Genomic DNA, 16,696 nt, shown 5'->3' with positions numbered 1-16,696 from the left:
ATTTCCTCCTTAATACATTACCATCTGTAATGAGCAAACGCCCTGTTGGCCTCTGCCATCTTGTGTGTATCGTCACGCTTCTTAGCTGCGCCGCCTGCGCCGTTAACCGCGTCGAGGATTTCTCCGGCCAGTCTCTCTCTCATGGTTTTTTCCGAACGGAGCCTGGAATAATTCGTGAGCCAGCGCAGTCCCAAAGTCTGACGTCTCTCAGGACGTACTTCCATAGGAACCTGATAGGTGGAACCGCCGACACGGCGGGCCTTTACCTCCAGACTGGGCATCACATTTTCCATCGCCTGCTCGAAAACTTCGAGCGGCTCTTTGCCCGTCTTCTCCGCTACGATATCAAATGCACCATATACGATTTTCTGGGCAACACCCTTCTTACCGTCATACATGATATTATTGATTAAACGGGTGACAAGCTTGGAATGATACATAGGATCAGGCAAAACATCACGTTTTGCCACATTGCCTCTTCTTGGCATAATCTTCCCTCCTTCATAAAATGATATCATCGGTACTCGAAAGTACAAACTCCCGCTGGCCAGAAAGGCAAATTACCCGACCCCGATACGGAATCTATATAAAATGCCAAATCCACGCCTATCGGCGCGGTAAGCCATACGAATTCTGCCTTACGAATGTGTTTGGAAACCTTGCGGTCAAAGCTCTTACGCCTTCTTTGCGCCCGCCTTAGGTCTCTTCGCGCCGTACTTGGACCTAGCCTGCATACGCTTTGCAACGCCCTGAGCATCCAACGTACCACGGATAATGTGATAACGCACGCCAGGAAGGTCGCGTACACGGCCGCCGCGGATCATGACGACACTGTGCTCCTGCAGGTTATGGCCGACGCCCGGAATATAAGCGGTAACCTCAATTCCGTTGGAAAGCCTGACTCTCGCAATTTTTCTCAGAGCAGAGTTCGGCTTCTTCGGAGTTGTGGTCTTTACCGTCGTGCAGACACCACGCTTCTGGGGGGAATCCTGATCAATTGCAGTTCTCTTCTTGGAATTCCATCCCTTGAGCAGCGCAGGGGCCTTGCTCTTCTTTTCCGCAACGGCACGTCCATTGTGAATCAGCTGATTAAAGGTTGGCATAGTGCACCTCCTTATAAAAAATTTATATGTTCAGACACAGCACTTAGAATGCCCGTCCAGACACCATTTCATACCGCTTTCCTCAAATCGTAAAAGTGCCGCTTCCCACGAAAATACTGGGAAGCGGCAAAATTTACTGGAAAGCCGCTCAGTTCTGTATTATAACACCAGGTTTTTACTTTTGTCAAGCGTTTTCCTGGCTTTGGAACCTTTAGGAGTCAATTTCTTCTACGTTGAAATCTTCCGCGCCAGAAGCCATGGGGTAATCTGCCTGCACCTCTTCCAAATAGGGTGAGTCAGTAAACTTTTCCTGATTCGCAGGTGCAATTTCGACATCGCTGTAGCACTTCATCCCCGTTCCGGCAGGAACCAGCTTGCCGATAATAACATTTTCCTTCAAACCAATCAGAGTGTCCACCTTACCTTTAATCGCAGCATCGGTAAGCACGCGTGTGGTTTCCTGGAAAGAGGCGGCAGACAGGAAGGAATCCGTAGCCAGAGACGCCTTGGTAATACCCAGAAGGATAGGAGTAAAGGTTGCCTCCCTCAGTTCGGACTCACCGTTCGCAATCCTTCTGCGGATCTCCTCATTGGCGGAAAACACCTCGTTTTTATCAGCAAGGGAACTGACCAGAAGCGTCGTATCCCCTGCATCGTCAATTCTCACCTTACGAAGCATCTGGCGCACAATGATCTCAATATGCTTGTCGTTGATATCAACACCCTGCATACGGTAAACGCGCTGCACTTCCTGGATCAGATAATCCTGAACCTCCTGTGTGCCGCTGATGGCCAGTACGTCGTGAGGGTTGACCGATCCTTCCGTAATGCGCTTGCCGCGCTTGATATAATCGCCTTCCTTTACCGTGAGACGGGAACCGAAGGGAATCAGATAGGAACGGGAATCGCCGGTCTCATCATTGGTGACAACAACATGGCGGTTCTTTTTGATCTCCTCAAAGGTGACCTTTCCATCGATCTCATTGATGATAGCCACATGCTTGGGCTTGCGGCCTTCAAACAGCTCATCAATACGGGGAAGACCCTGCGTAATATCTTCTGCACTGGCAACACCGCCGGTGTGGAAGGTTCTCATAGTAAGCTGTGTGCCGGGTTCACCGATAGACTGTGCTGCTATGATGCCAACCGCCTCGCCCACTGTAACAGGCTTTCCGTTTGCCAGAGAAGCGCCGTAACACTTCTTGCAGACGCCATTTTTCGCACGGCAATTGAGGATAGAACGGATTTGAATGCGCTCCACTCCCCTGCTGATGATAATGTCTGCATCCGCATCGCCCATGAGCTTATCCTTGGAGACCAACACATTTCCAGCTTCATCACAGAAGTCATCCACCAGATAGCGGCCGATCAGGCGTTCTCTCAACGGCTCAATGGATTCAGGACCAGCCGTGATTTCAAATACTTCCAGTCCCTCTGTCGCGCCGCAGTCATCCTCACGGATGATAACATCCTGAGAAACGTCTACCAGTCGGCGGGTCAAATAACCGGAGTCGGCGGTCCGCAGAGCCGTATCAGCCAAACCCTTACGGGCGCCTCGGGAAGAAATAAAGTATTCCAAAATATTCAGGCCTTCGCGGTAGTTGGCCTTGATGGGAATTTCAATGGTTTTACCGGAAGTGTTGGCAATCAGTCCGCGCATACCGGCAAGCTGACGGATCTGGCTCATCGTGCCTCGGGCGCCGGAATCCGCCATCATATAAATGGGATTATACCGGTCGAGACCTTTTTGCAGCGCTTCGGTCACATCATTTGTGCATTTCTCCCAAGTTCTCAGAACCGCATTATAACGTTCCGAATCAGACAGGAAGCCGTCTGCAAAATCATTGCTGATCGCATCGATCTCTTTCTCTGCAGAAGCCAAAAGTTCTTTCTTCTCCGAAGGTATCGTAGCATCGCATACAGCTACGGTAATACCGCTGATCGTAGAATACTTATAGCCCTGGGCCTTAATCTCATCCAGTACCTCGGCAGTACGCTCGGTGCCGTGTACTTTGATGCAGTTTTCTATAATCTTCCCCAGCTGCTTCTTCCCTACCAGGAAATCCACTTCAAACTGGAGAGCGCCCTCGGGTGTAGAACGATCCACATATCCCAAATCCTGCGGAATAGGCCGGTTGAAAATCATACGACCCATGGTGGTTTCCACCAACCCAGTCACAGGCTTTCCATCAAATTCCACCGTTCTGCGAACACGGATCTTGGCATGAAGGCTGATCACTTTGGAATCATAGGCCATCATAGCCTCTTCCATGTTCCGGAATATTTTCCCTTCGCCCAGCTCTCCTTCTTTATCCAGAGTCAAATAATAAGACCCCAGCACCATATCCTGCGTGGGAACAGCTACAGGCCGTCCATCGGAGGGCTTCAACAGGTTATTGGCGGCCAGCATGAGAAACCGTGCTTCAGCCTGTGCTTCAGCCGACAGAGGCACATGAACCGCCATCTGATCGCCGTCAAAGTCGGCGTTATAAGCAGTACATACCAAAGGATGCAGCTTCAACGCACGGCCTTCCACCAGCACGGGCTCGAAGGCTTGAATTCCCAGACGATGGAGCGTAGGCGCACGATTCAAAAGAACGGGATGGTTTTTGATCACCACTTCCAGAGCATCCCAAACTTCGGGCTTAGCACGCTCCACTGATTTTCTGGCAGCCTTGATATTGCCCACCGCACCGGTTTCCACCAAACGCTTCATCACAAAAGGCTTGAAAAGTTCCAGCGCCATTTCCTTGGGCAATCCGCACTGATACATTTTCAGCTCCGGCCCAACCACGATAACGGAACGGCCGGAATAGTCCACACGCTTGCCCAGAAGGTTCTGCCGGAAACGTCCCTGCTTTCCCTTAAGCATATCAGACAAAGACTTCAAAGGACGGTTGTTCGGGCCGGTGACAGGCCTACCGCGGCGCCCATTGTCGATCAGAGCGTCTACAGCCTCCTGCAGCATGCGTTTTTCGTTTCGAACGATGATGTCAGGCGCACCCAGCTCCAAAAGCCTTTTCAAGCGGTTGTTTCGGTTGATGACGCGACGATAGAGGTCATTTAAATCGCTGGTGGCAAAGCGGCCGCCGTCCAGCTGCACCATGGGACGAATGTCAGGAGGAATGACCGGAACTGCATCCAGAACCATCCATTCAGGACGGTTTCCGGACAGCCGGAAAGCCTCCACTACCTCCAAACGCTTCAGAATACGAACACGCTTTTGTCCGGAAGCGGTTTCAAGTTCTTCCTTCAGCTCCGAAGAGGTCTTGTCGACATCGATCTCCTGCAGCAGCTTCTTGATGGCTTCTGCGCCCATACTGGCCTCAAAGTCATCCTCATATTTTTCCCGCATATCGCGGTATTCTTTTTCTGTCAGTGTCTGCATCTTAGAAAGCTCTCGGACACTGCCGGGATCGGTTACGATATACAGAGCAAAATAGAGCACCTTTTCCAGTACTCTGGGAGAAATATCAAGAATCAATCCCATCCTGGAGGGAATCCCTTTAAAATACCAGATATGAGATACAGGAGCCGCCAGCTCGATGTGTCCCATCCGCTCCCGACGGACTTTACTGCGGGTCACTTCAACGCCGCAGCGGTCGCAGATCTTCCCCTTATACCGAATCCGCTTATATTTTCCGCAATGGCATTCCCAGTCCTTTGTCGGCCCAAAAATGCGTTCGCAGAACAGACCGTCGCGTTCCGGCTTCAGCGTGCGGTAATTGATGGTTTCCGGCTTTTTCACTTCGCCGTGTGACCATTCACGGATCTGATCGGGAGAAGCCAAGCCAATCTTTATTGATTCAAACGTGTTAAATTCCATATAACCGTCTCCTCCTTAAATCAAATCGTCGTCACTATCATCATCGAGATCAAACTCTTCGTCATCTTCAAAGGAATCTTCCTCACCTAGAGGCAAATCTTCCTCCTCCGCATCCTCTACAGAATACCCTTCCAGATCATCGGCCACATTCTGCTCATCGAAATTCATATCGGCATGGTTGAAGCCCATATCGTCATCATCGTCAAAGTTCTGCTTCAGGTCGATTTCCTGATCGTCCTTATCCAGCACCTTGACATCCAGACCCAGAGACTGCAACTCTTTAATAAGCACTTTGAAGGATTCAGGGATGCCCGGCTTGGGAATATTCTGGCCTTTTACAATGGCCTCATAGGTCTTGACACGTCCGACCACATCATCTGACTTGACAGTCAGAATTTCCTGCAGCGTATATGCGGCGCCATAAGCTTCCAGCGCCCAAACTTCCATTTCGCCGAAACGCTGGCCGCCAAACTGTGCTTTACCGCCCAGAGGCTGCTGCGTGACCAGGGAGTACGGACCGGTGCTGCGGGCGTGAATCTTATCATCTACCAGATGGTGGAGCTTCAAATAGTACATATAGCCGACAGTGATAGGATTGTCAAAATACTCGCCAGTACGGCCATCCCTCAGCCAGAATTTTCCGTCTTCATGCATACCGCCCATTTTGAAGCACTCACGGATATCCGCTTCATGAGCGCCGTCAAATACGGGAGTCATAATTTTCCATCCCAAAGCCTTTGCGGCCATGCCCAAATGGACCTCCAAAACCTGCCCAATATTCATTCGGGACGGAACACCCAAAGGATTCAAAACAATATCCAACGGAGTGCCGTCAGGCAGGAACGGCATTTCCTCTTCAGGCAAGATCCGGGAAACAACGCCCTTGTTTCCGTGGCGGCCGGCCATCTTATCACCTACAGAGATTTTTCTCTTTTGCGCAATATAGCAACGTACCACTTTATTGACGCCGGGAGAGAGCTCGTCATGGCTGTTTTCCCGGGTAAACACTTTCACGTCTACCACCACACCATACTCGCCATGAGGCACACGAAGAGAAGTATCTCTCACTTCTCTGGCCTTCTCACCGAAGATAGCACGAAGCAGACGCTCTTCTGCTGTCAGTTCGGTCTCACCCTTGGGAGTCACCTTGCCTACCAAAATATCCCCCGCACGTACGTCAGCTCCCACTCGAATGATTCCTCTGTCATCCAAATTGCTCAGCAGATCTTCATTGACATTGGGGATGTCACGGGTAATTTCCTCAGGCCCCAGTTTGGTATCCCGAGCTTCCATCTCATATTCCTCAATATGGATGGAGGTATATACGTCGTTACGGACAATCTTTTCATTCAGCAGGACGGCGTCCTCATAATTATAGCCCTCCCAGGTCATGAAGCCGATGAGGGCATTTTTGCCCAGGGCAATCTCACCGTTCTTGATAGCGGGGCCGTCGGCGATAACGTCGCCTTCCTCCACACGTTCGCCTACCGAGACTACCGGTACCTGATTGATACAAGTGCTCTGGTTGGAACGCATAAATTTGATGATCTCATAATCGTCGATATCGCCGTTGTCGGCAGTGACACGCACCAGGTTGGCCGCGACTGATTTCACCACGCCGCCGCGCTTTGCCAACACGCAAACACCGGAGTCCACTCCAGCCTTATATTCCATACCGGTTCCAACAATCGGCGCTTCCGTACGCAGCAGCGGCACAGCCTGCTTCTGCATGTTAGAACCCATCAGAGCACGGTTGGCGTCGTCATTCTCCAGAAAGGGAATCATCGCGGTGGCCACGGAGACTACCATACGGGGGGAGATGTCCATATAGTCTGCACGAAAAGCTTCTACTTCCACAAACTCGTCACGATAACGGCCTACTACCTTGGCATTGACAAAATGACCTTCCTCATCCAAAGGCTCATTCGCCTGGGCCACAATTACGTCATCCTCCACATCGGCGGTCATATAGGTGACTTCCTTACTGACTACGCCAGTCTCCTTGTCCACCTTGCGGAACGGGGCCTCGATAAATCCATATTCGTTAATCCTGGCAAAGGTGGCCAAATAGGAGATCAATCCGATATTGGGGCCTTCCGGCGTCTCGATAGGACACATACGTCCATAATGGGTATAGTGTACGTCACGCACCTCAAAACTGGCGCGGTCACGGGATAGTCCGCCAGGTCCCAGTGCGCAGAGGCGGCGCTTGTGTGTCAGTTCTGACAAAGGATTGGTCTGGTCCATAAACTGAGACAAGGGAGAAGAACCAAAAAATTCTTTAATCGCCGCAACCACGGGGCGAATGTTGATTAAGGAGTGAGGGGTCAGCTGCTCGGGATCCTGAGCCTGCAGCGTCATGCGCTCCCGGATCACACGCTCCAAACGGGAGAAACCGATTCGGAACTGGTTTTGCAGCAATTCCCCTACTGAACGGATCCTGCGGTTTCCAAGATGATCGATATCATCCGTCTGTCCCAAACCGACAGCAAGGCAGTTCATATAATTAATGGAAGAGAAGATATCATCTACTGTGATATGATTCGGGATAAGCTCCCCACGGCGGGCGCGCAAAGCGCTCTTCAATTCCTCTTCAGAAGCACAGGTATCCAAAATTTCTGAAAGGACGCGAAAACAAACACGCTCGTTGATGCCGCACTCCTGCTTCGCATCAAAATCCACGTATTTCTGAATGTCAACCATACCGTTGGAGACAATTTTTACTTCCTTGTCGCTGAGGGAAATTACAGCCACGGTGACGCCGGCGTCATCCATTTCTTCCGCCATTTCCTTGGTGACAACCGTCCCTACATCCGCCATCAATTCTCCGGTAGACGGATTGATAACCGGCTGAGCCAGGACCTGGCCGACAAGCCGACCCTCCAGCCGAAGCTTTTTATTATATTTATAACGGCCGACCCGGGAAAGATCATACCTGCGCGGGTCAAAAAACAAGCCGTTAATGTGGGATTGGGCGCTTTCGATAGTAGGCGGTTCACTGGGACGCAGCTTCCGGTAAATTTCGAAGAGCGCTTCTTCCATCGTTTTACAGGTATCCTTTTCGATGGTTGCGCGCATCCTATCATCGTCACCGAAGAAGTCGAGAATCTCAGTATCGGTGCCCAAACCCAGGCAGCGGATAAAAACCGTAATCGGAATCTTACGGTTTTTATCAATTCGAACGTAAAACACATCGTTTACGTCATTTTCATATTCCAGCCAGGCGCCGCGGTTAGGGATAATCGTAGAGCTGAACAGTTCTTTGCCGGAACGGTCATACTCCATTTTGAAGTATACGCCGGGTGAACGAACTAGCTGAGACACAATCACCCGTTCAGCGCCGTTGATGACAAAGGTGCCGCTGGGCGTCATCAGCGGGAAATCTCCCATGAAGACTTCCGATTCCTTAATCTCCCCAGTCTCCTTGTTCAGAAGGCGTGCGGTGACCCGGAGAGCGGCTGCGTAGGTGGCGTCTCGCTCCTTACATTCAGACACGCTGTAATTGGGCTTGTCGTCAAGCTTATAATCCACAAAATCGAGAACAAGATTGTTGTTGAAATCCGTAATACCAGAAACATCATCGAAGACCTCTTTCAGCCCCTGCTTCAGGAACCATTCGTAAGAGTTCTTCTGAATCTCAATGAGGTTCGGCATTTTTAGGACTTCCTCGATCTTGGAAAAGCTCATTCGAGTATTTTTGCCCAATTGAACCGGTTTTACATTCACCATTGGCTCAGCCACTCCATTCTTTTATTTTATTGGAACGACAGAAGACTGCGGTTTCTTCTGCCAAACATCTTGCACTCTGGAGGAGTCACTTTGAATAAAAAACCACATTTTTCGATTCACATACTTGATTATTTCAAATCGGTATGCTATACTTGTCAAAAATGAGGTGGGGATACTCCTACCCATGATGATGCAGTATATTAGTTTATAGCAAACATTTTAGTTTGTCAAGGTGTTTTGTAAAGTTTTCCGCCTTTTCGGCGGATTTTTTATATTTCAATATTTTTCCTTTTTACTGTTTTCTTGTATTTCTCTTCAAATATTACATGCGTATCAGGAGGCATAATCCAATATGAATTACATCTCTGACTGTTATACACTGAATAATGGTGTTTCCATCCCCTGTGTCGGTTTCGGCACTTATAAGACAGTACAAGAAAAGGATACCAGTGTGCTGCGTCTGGCAATCGAGACGGGTTACCGGTACTTTGATACCGCCTCTTTTTATGGAAATGAAGCCCAATTGGGTCAAGCTATCCGGGAAAGCCGGATTCCCCGCCAAGACTTTTTTCTGGCCTCAAAGGTTTGGAAAACAGAGATGGGCTACCAAGAAACAAAGTCTGCTTTTCAGAGAAGCCTGGAACGTTTGGGAACTTCCTATCTGGATCTCTATCTGATCCATTGGCCCCTGCCCTCCCTGTCTGAGCCAAACTGGGCAGAACTGGATCTGGAAACTTGGCGGGCTATGGAGGATTTATATCAAGAGGGAAAGATAAGAGCCGTTGGGTTGAGTAATTTTCTCCCCCATCATATCGAAAAACTATTGGCACGCTGCCGGATACGCCCCATGGTGGATCAATTGGAATTTCACCCGGGATATTCCCAGGAAGCTGCGGTACAATATTGCCAGGAACAGGGGATTCAAGTTCAGGCGTGGAGCCCCATCGGCAGGACCAGAATGTTCAGCGATTCCCTGATCCGGGAACTCAGCCAAAACTACCAGGTGAGTCCCGCCCAGATCTGTCTGCGGTATGCCGTACAAAAACAGATTATTCCGCTGCCAAAATCCTCTACCAAAGATCGGATGTTGGAAAACCAGAACCTGTTTTCATTTACCCTCTCTCAAGAAGATATGTACCGGCTGGATACCATGCCTCAAACCGGCTGGTCAGGCGAACACCCAGACCGGGAGCGGGTCTATTTTTAATTTTAAAAGACAGAAAATGGCGCTGCATCATTGCAGTGCCATTTTTTGTATCTGAAACTTTATAAAAAACGCAGTAAGATATTTATGTATTTTTTCCCCTGCATTCACAGGCTTCTTCTGCACAGATCATTTCAAACGTATAGGAGTCCAACTCATTCCGCACATCATCCGAAATTTTCTCGTAAATCTTATGAAGCCTGCAGTGGGACCGCCCACAGCTGTACTCTTCTTTCTGGCAGCGGCTGAGCATATAAGGCCCTTCCACTGATTCGATTACTTCCCGCAAAGTGGTTTTTTCTGCGGGCTTAGCCAAGGTATACCCGCCTTTGGCGCCTTTAAAGGAACAGACCAGTTCGTCTGCCACCAGTTTTCTGAGAATTTTCAAACAAAACCGCAGAGGAATTTGCATTTCCTCTGAAATGGATTTTGCATCGCAGCGGCCTTCGTTTTTTGTCAAATATTCCATTATTCTGACGGCGTAATCCGCCTCCAGCGTCATCACCATAATTATTCTCCGATTTGCACTCAGCAAAACCAGTTTTCACTGGAATTAATTTTTCTGAATTCATCTGCCGTGTTTTTTATCATACCATACGTTTCTGCCTTTTTGTCAAGTCCAAATCGCAGTAAAATTAATCCAAAAAATCCTTCAGTTTTTTGCTGCGGCTCGGATGGCGAAGCTTACGCAGCGCTTTTGCCTCAATCTGACGGATTCTTTCCCTGGTCACGTTGAACTCCTTCCCCACCTCTTCCAACGTGCGGGAACGACCGTCTTCCAGGCCGAAACGCAGACGCAGAACCTTTTCTTCCCTGGGCGTCAGAGAATCCAGCACATTGCCCAACGTCTCCTTCAAAAGTGTATGGGAAGCAGCATCAGCAGGCGCGGGAGCGTCGTCATCGGGAATAAAATCCCCCAAATGGCTGTCCTCTTCTTCGCCGATAGGCGTTTCCAGGGATACGGGCTCCTGGGCCACACGCATAATCTCCCGTACCTTTTCTACGGGCATATCCAACTCTTCGGCAACCTCTTCTGCGCTGGGCTCCCTGCCGTTGGTATGCAAAAGCTGGCTGGAAACTTTCTTTACCTTATTGATGGTTTCAACCATGTGTACAGGTATCCGAATCGTCCTGGCCTGGTCGGCAATCGCACGTGTAATCGCCTGACGGATCCACCAAGTTGCATAGGTAGAAAATTTAAAGCCCTTCGTATAATCAAATTTTTCCACAGCTTTAATCAGTCCCAGATTTCCTTCCTGAATCAGATCCAAAAACTGCATGCCCCTGCCCAAATAGCGTTTTGCAATGCTCACCACCAGCCGCAAGTTCGCTTCAGAAAGTCGTTTCTTCGCCGCCTCGTCTCCGTTGGTAATGGCAATAGCCAGGTCGATTTCCTCTTCCGGAGTCAGCAATGGGACTCGGCCAATCTCCTTCAGATAAACTTTAACCGGATCGTCGATGGAAACGCCGTCAGCCCCGATACCGGGTTCCAGGGTTTCCACGCCCTCCACCTTCGCCAAATCGACGTCGTCAATTTGGATATCATCAAAATCCTCAACAATTTCTACGCCCTGTGATTCCAGCGTATCGTAGAATTTTTCAATATGTTCGGGATCAAAATCCAGTTCACCCAATGCGTCGAGAATTTCCTTGGTACTGAGCTGACCTTTGCTTTTCCCAAGCTCAATCAAATCCTTAATCACCGTTTTCTTATCCGGTTGTGCACCCATTATTCATTTCCCCCATTTTTCTGATCTCTTAACTGCTGCATGTATTTCAATACGTCTTCATCGCTGGCATTTTTTATATTGCTGCCATCAGTCTGGATCAAACCGATGCTTTTCTGAACATCCACCCAGCCGGGCGGTGCATCCCTGTGCTGTACAATAATCCTAGTAAGTTCTGACATTTCATCCTTGCTCAGCGCCTCTGAAAAATCACTTATCGAAACCGCGCCGTGTATAGTTTTACCCAATAAAGTTTCGTATACTCTGCGGTTCCAGGCAGTAACAAATTTTTCTGGAGGAATTTCCCTGCGCAGCGCATCAGAACGATCCGGATGATCGAACAGATAGGCAATGATATTTTCTTCAGCAAAAGCAGCTTTCGTGTGCCGGGCCTTTTCAGGATTCACTTGACTCTCTGTCCCCACTACGCGCTGCTGAGAACGGATTTCTTCTTTTTTTCTCTGTTTAGCTGCCCGCGAGGCCGCTTTTTCCGCCATGCTGAGTATCGCCTCCTTAGAAACGCCCGTTTCCCGGGAAAGCTTTCCAGCATAAACATCCTGAGCTATCTTATCATCAATAAAGCCAACCACTTCTGCAGCTTCCTGCAGATATTTCACACGTCCGTCATCTGTCTCTATATCATATTTATCCCGGACCTTCCGAAGCCTGTATTCCAGGTCATTTCCGGATTCCTCCAGCAAAGCTTTGAATCGCAGCGGCCCGTCCTTGCCAAAACTGCGCATAAACTCATCCGGATCTTTATTGCCTGGCACTGTAATGACGCGGATGGAAAGCCCCGCCTTTTTTAAAATCGGAATAGCGCGTTGCGTCGCTCTCTGCCCCGCCTCGTCAGAATCATAACAAATTACCACCTCATCCGCATAGCGGCGGATGATATTGGCCTGCTCTGTTGTGAGCGCTGTTCCCAGAGAAGCTATGGAGTTCTGAAAGCCGGCTCTGTGCAGCGCAATCACATCCATATAGCCTTCGGCCAGGATCAACTGTCTTGTCCCTGCATTCTTGGCAAAATTCATGGCAAACAACCCGCTGCTCTTGTGGTATACCGGCGTATCGGCAGTATTGATATATTTTGGCTTCTCATCTGTAAGAATCCGCCCGCCGAACGCCACAACATTCCCACGCAAATCAAAAATGGGATACATGACACGGCCCCGGTAACGGTCATAGGGCCGGTTATTCTTGGAAAGCCGCACCATATCGGATTGAACCATTTCATTGGACGTGTAACCTTTTGCCTTGAGACAGCTGGCCAAAGCGTAACCGCTGTCCGGCGCATACCCGAGCCCGAAGTGTTTGATTGTCTGGGCGTCCAGGCCCCGGCGCTTCAGGTACTCCAAACCCGGCCTGCCCTCAGGCTGAGTGAGCGTACGGTAGAAGAATCTGGCGGCCTCCCGGTTAATCTCCAAAATGCGCGTCCGAAGCTTTGACATGGTATCGTCCACGCCGTCCTCCGGTACTGCAAGTCCTGCGCGCTGCGCAAGGAAACGGACTGCTTCTATGTAATCCAAATTCTCGACACGTTCCACAAAGGAAATCACATCGCCGCCGGTATTGCAGCCGAAACAGTAGAAAGAGCCGTTTTCCGGATACACCACAAAGGAAGGCGTCTTTTCGTTATGAAAAGGGCAGAGCCCCACCAAATTTTTACCTCTGCGCTTTAAAATGACATAGGAGGAGATGATCTCCCCAATTTCGCAACGCTGCTTCAATTCTTCTTTGAAATATTCCGGAAGCGCCATACTCCTCCTCCTTTCCCAAAATAATCAGATATCCCCCAGATTCCAAGCCTTGGGAATAAACAGGCTTTTATAGCATTCCACCGCATAGTGATCCGTCATTCCTGCCACATAGTCGCAGGCCGCCATTTCTTTCCCCTCCTTTTCGGCAATCCTTTTCAAATAATCCGGCAGATGATCGGGATTTTCAAAATAGGTAAACAGGCTCCGAATGATGTGAGGAACTTTTTTCTCCTCTTTTTTTGCATATTCGTTGAGATAGACGGACTCGTACAAAAACGCGTCCAAAGCCTGATATGCCTGATAAGTTACCTCGTCCATGCGGATTGTCCCATCCCGACTGTTCTCCACCACAGAACGAATCAGCGCGGTAATCCTCCTGGTTTTAGAATCTCCCAGAACCGCAGTAATCTCCTTCGGAATATCAGGTTCCCGAAGTACGCCGGCACGGATGGCATCATCAATATCGTGGTTCATATAGGCGATTCTGTCCGCCCAGCGGATGATCTTTCCTTCGAGAGTTTCCGCCTCCATCCCACAAGTGTGGCAAAGGATTCCATTCCTCACTTCGTATGTGAGATTGAGGCCCCGGCCTTCTTTCTCCAGCTTGTCCACCACTCTTACGCTCTGTTCATAGTGGCGGAATCCCTGAGGCACAATTGCGTTCAGCGCCCTTTCGCCTGCATGGCCGAAAGGTGTGTGCCCCAAATCATGTCCCAAAGCCACCGCTTCTGTCAAATCTTCGTTAAGATGGAGTGCCCGGGCAATCGTACGGGCAATTTGGGAAACCTCCAGAGTATGAGTCAAACGGGTGCGGTAATGGTCGCCTTCAGGCGACAGAAACACCTGTGTCTTGTGTTTGAGCCTGCGGAAGGACTTACAATGGATAATTCTGTCACGGTCCCTCTGAAAGGGTGTACGCAGTTCGCACTCCTCTTCCGGCTCTTTGCGGCCTTTGGTGTCTGCAGAAAGCATTGCATACGGCGACATGGTCTGCCGTTCCAGTGCCTGTGTTTCTTCGCGTACCGTCATCGAAATCCCCATCCTTTCTCTCTGCTCTGTTATGTCCTTATCTTTTCTCTAAACATATACGCAATCCGAGAAAGAAATACTTTATTTATCTGATAAAATCATAAAAATTCAAAGAACTTTCTGCCCTCGACCTTTGCTGCAGCCTTCCCGTTAGTAGCATCAGCCAGCTGTTTTGTCAAAGCGCCTTCCTGTTCCGGCGCCAAGTGGAAGGAGATCGTCACTTTTTCCAGAAATTCCGTTTCATCCACCACAGCCCCGCAAGCCGGCACAGCAGCCGCAACTTTCCCATATAGGGTATAATCGCAGGTAAGACTCATCAAGAGACATTCCCGCATCACAATTTTTTGCGCTGCAGATACCGCAAGGGAAGCTGTATGAGAATAGGCGCGTATCAGCCCTCCTCCTCCAAGCAAAATCCCTCCGAAATATCTGGTTGCCACCACCACAGCATCCACAATCCCGGATTTTTTCAGCGTTTCCAGTACAGGAATCCCCGCTGTTCCCTGAGGCTCTCCATCATCTGAAAAACGTTGAGTTCCCTGATTCCGTAAGATGTAGGCATAAACATTGTGGGAGGCATCCCAATATTTTGCTTTGACCCCGGCAATAAACGCCAGCGCCTCTTCTTCCGTTTTCACAGGACAGCAGGATCCGATAAAACGGGACTTTTTCTCGACAAAGGCATCGCTGCCTTCTTTTTTAACAGTGGTGTATTCCATTTCATCCCTTCCTAGGCGCACCAGGCCTACACCCAAATCCAAAAGCAGGGCCGGCAAGCCTGCCCCTCGAAAAAAATCAGGCGGTGCAAACGAAATGCACCGCCCAGAATCCATGCTCTGGATTATTTTTTGTCCTGCATACCGTAGCGCTTCTTGAACATATCGACGCGACCGCTCGTATCAATAAGCTTCTGCTTGCCCGTAAAGAACGGGTGGCATTTTGAACATATTTCGACGTGGATATCCTTCTTCGTGGAGCGGGTCTTGATGACATTGCCGCACGCACAGGTGATGGTAGTCTCCTGGTAGTCGGGATGTATATTCTGCTTCATATTGTCATTCACCTCTTTACGGTCAAAAATTTCAAAACTCAATCGTAAGCTAGTTTAGCATACCTGCAGAAAAAAAGCAAGAAAAAATTGTTTTTCCCTACTGCAAGTTTTCCCCAATAAGTGGGAATCTATTTCTTACTGGCTGTTCAAATAGCTGATATATTCTTCTAAGCACATCGATCTTTGCTGCATGGCTTCCGCATGGACAGACCCCACATACCGGAGCACCGTATAGTCGGCGATGTGCCCGGTTGCATCTTCCTTATCTGCGGGATAGCGAAAAACAAAGCCGTATTTCCCCATATTGTTTTTTAACCAGCTATAAGTCTGCGAATCTGGAAACGTCTCCGGATCACCGGAAACCGTGACGCACATGCCTGACTGATCATCGCACTGCCCCGCCATGGGTACAAATTGCTGGGCCTCCGAACGTGCCATCACTACCGTGAGTCCCTGTTCTTTTTGAAGTTCCTCAACCTTTTTATCAAAAAGCACCGCCTGATTTTCATAGGAGACATAGCCTTTTGAAAAATTCAAAGCCAACCCGTCAGACTTTGCCGCGCTGACCAGAAGGCGAACAGCATCCGCAATTTTTTCCTGTACCTGAACCTCGTTGACCTTCACCGTATCCGGGATGTAGTCTGCCCCAACTGGTTTTTCAGAATTGATGACAAAAAGACTGATTTCATCTTCATAGACGGGAAGCCCCATACTGTTATAAAGAGGGATGGAAGATTCCCATCCCGAACTCATTGAATTTTCTGATACCCCGGGCTCCTCCTCTCCCACGGAAAACTCAGAATGAAAATAGGGAATTAAGTAGCCAAATATAAAGAGTCCCAAACCCGTCACAACGACTAAAATACCCAAAACAGAAACTGCCCGCATAACTCCATGTATCCTGCGGGCAGAACGATCCTGCATCTGCTTATCCTTGGAGATAAACAGATTCCTCCCCGCAGGTCCGATGTCGATCCGCCGGTCTGTATTTTTCAGATAATTTTTTTTCTTTTTTTTGTACAACCTAATCCCTACAATCAAAACATTTTTCTGCCAGAATCATTATACTCAGAAATGCACGGAAAAGAAACAGGAAAAACACATTTTTTTATTCTTGCTCCTGATTCTCCTATGGACATTTGATTCCTTGGATGGTAAAATATTTTTCGAGAAAATTCCGGGGAATTCTAAATTTTACGGCGGCTTTTTCGGTGCGGTCCATACCGCCTATTTTTTTGTGTGCGTATGTAGCGAAAGGGCTCAAAAG

General features: G+C 49.1%; 12 protein-coding genes. 1 reads left to right on the top strand and 11 read right to left on the bottom strand.

What is annotated here, in order from left to right:
* Positions 1-17: 17 nt before the first annotated feature.
* The 4 genes from rpsG to rpoB all read right to left on the bottom strand — a co-directional run bounded on the left by rpsG (position 18) and on the right by rpoB (position 8,658).
* Positions 18-488 carry a 30S ribosomal protein S7 gene (gene rpsG, locus BN3911_RS11205; protein ID WP_066865565.1) on the bottom strand — a complete coding sequence of 157 codons (471 nt, stop codon included), beginning with the start codon at positions 486-488 and terminating at the stop codon, positions 18-20.
* Positions 489-674: 186 nt separating this feature from the next.
* Positions 675-1,103, bottom strand: coding sequence for a 30S ribosomal protein S12 (gene rpsL / locus BN3911_RS11200; protein ID WP_066865562.1), 429 nt, complete (start codon positions 1,101-1,103; stop codon positions 675-677).
* 211 nt (positions 1,104-1,314) lie between these two features.
* Positions 1,315-4,929, bottom strand: coding sequence for a DNA-directed RNA polymerase subunit beta' (gene rpoC, locus BN3911_RS11195; RefSeq protein WP_082942251.1), 3,615 nt, complete (start codon positions 4,927-4,929; stop codon positions 1,315-1,317).
* A 15-nt stretch (positions 4,930-4,944) separates the two neighbouring features.
* Positions 4,945-8,658, bottom strand: a complete 3,714-nt coding sequence (gene rpoB, locus BN3911_RS11190; protein ID WP_066865559.1) for a DNA-directed RNA polymerase subunit beta — start codon at positions 8,656-8,658, stop codon at positions 4,945-4,947.
* Between the two features lie 352 nt (positions 8,659-9,010).
* Here rpoB and BN3911_RS11185 point away from each other — a divergent pair, with 352 nt between their 5' ends.
* On the top strand, positions 9,011-9,865 hold the full coding sequence (locus BN3911_RS11185; RefSeq protein WP_066865556.1) for an aldo/keto reductase: 855 nt from the start codon (positions 9,011-9,013) through the stop codon (positions 9,863-9,865).
* An 82-nt stretch (positions 9,866-9,947) separates the two neighbouring features.
* Here the strand turns inward: BN3911_RS11185 and BN3911_RS11180 are convergent, their stop codons facing one another.
* The 7 genes from BN3911_RS11180 to BN3911_RS11150 form a co-directional block, all read right to left on the bottom strand.
* Positions 9,948-10,370, bottom strand: coding sequence for an RrF2 family transcriptional regulator (locus BN3911_RS11180; protein ID WP_066865553.1), 423 nt, complete (start codon positions 10,368-10,370; stop codon positions 9,948-9,950).
* A 127-nt stretch (positions 10,371-10,497) separates the two neighbouring features.
* Entirely contained in the window at positions 10,498-11,592 is a 1,095-nt protein-coding gene (gene rpoD, locus BN3911_RS11175) for an RNA polymerase sigma factor RpoD (RefSeq protein ID WP_066865550.1), read from the bottom strand.
* Positions 11,592-13,349 (bottom strand): DNA primase, encoded by a 1,758-nt coding sequence (gene dnaG / locus BN3911_RS11170; RefSeq protein ID WP_066865548.1) that lies wholly within the window; start codon positions 13,347-13,349, stop codon positions 11,592-11,594. The genes rpoD and dnaG overlap by 1 nt, the downstream gene beginning before the upstream one ends.
* A 24-nt stretch (positions 13,350-13,373) precedes the next feature.
* Entirely contained in the window at positions 13,374-14,378 is a 1,005-nt protein-coding gene (locus BN3911_RS11165; protein WP_066865547.1) for a deoxyguanosinetriphosphate triphosphohydrolase, read from the bottom strand.
* 98 nt (positions 14,379-14,476) lie between these two features.
* A complete protein-coding gene (locus BN3911_RS11160; RefSeq protein ID WP_066867817.1) occupies positions 14,477-15,097 on the bottom strand; it encodes a YigZ family protein in 621 nt (206 codons plus the stop codon).
* Positions 15,098-15,219: 122 nt separating this feature from the next.
* Positions 15,220-15,429: a 50S ribosomal protein L31 gene (gene rpmE, locus BN3911_RS11155; protein ID WP_066865545.1), complete on the bottom strand. Its 210-nt coding sequence runs from the start codon at positions 15,427-15,429 to the stop codon at positions 15,220-15,222.
* Between the two features lie 135 nt (positions 15,430-15,564).
* On the bottom strand, positions 15,565-16,452 hold the full coding sequence (locus BN3911_RS11150; RefSeq protein ID WP_066865542.1) for a M15 family metallopeptidase: 888 nt from the start codon (positions 16,450-16,452) through the stop codon (positions 15,565-15,567).
* Positions 16,453-16,696 lie beyond the last annotated feature (244 nt).

The sequence above is a fragment of the Neglectibacter timonensis genome, assembly GCF_900048895.1.
Classification (GTDB): domain Bacteria; phylum Bacillota; class Clostridia; order Oscillospirales; family Acutalibacteraceae; genus Acutalibacter; species Acutalibacter timonensis.
This window is presented reverse-complemented; position numbering and strand designations above follow the sequence as displayed.

Excerpts from the sequence above, each read along its gene's own strand:
- rpsG (WP_066865565.1), bottom strand. The coding sequence starts at position 488 with ATGCCAAGAAGAGGCAATGTGGCAAAACGTGATGTTTTGCCTGATCCT.
- rpsL (WP_066865562.1), bottom strand. The coding sequence starts at position 1,103 with ATGCCAACCTTTAATCAGCTGATTCACAATGGACGTGCCGTTGCGGAA.
- rpoC (WP_082942251.1), bottom strand. The coding sequence starts at position 4,929 with ATGGAATTTAACACGTTTGAATCAATAAAGATTGGCTTGGCTTCTCCC.
- rpoB (WP_066865559.1), bottom strand. The coding sequence starts at position 8,658 with ATGGTGAATGTAAAACCGGTTCAATTGGGCAAAAATACTCGAATGAGC.
- BN3911_RS11185 (WP_066865556.1), top strand. The coding sequence starts at position 9,011 with ATGAATTACATCTCTGACTGTTATACACTGAATAATGGTGTTTCCATC.
- BN3911_RS11180 (WP_066865553.1), bottom strand. The coding sequence starts at position 10,370 with ATGGTGATGACGCTGGAGGCGGATTACGCCGTCAGAATAATGGAATAT.
- rpoD (WP_066865550.1), bottom strand. The coding sequence starts at position 11,592 with ATGGGTGCACAACCGGATAAGAAAACGGTGATTAAGGATTTGATTGAG.
- dnaG (WP_066865548.1), bottom strand. The coding sequence starts at position 13,349 with ATGGCGCTTCCGGAATATTTCAAAGAAGAATTGAAGCAGCGTTGCGAA.
- BN3911_RS11165 (WP_066865547.1), bottom strand. The coding sequence starts at position 14,378 with ATGACGGTACGCGAAGAAACACAGGCACTGGAACGGCAGACCATGTCG.
- BN3911_RS11160 (WP_066867817.1), bottom strand. The coding sequence starts at position 15,097 with ATGGAATACACCACTGTTAAAAAAGAAGGCAGCGATGCCTTTGTCGAG.
- rpmE (WP_066865545.1), bottom strand. The coding sequence starts at position 15,429 with ATGAAGCAGAATATACATCCCGACTACCAGGAGACTACCATCACCTGT.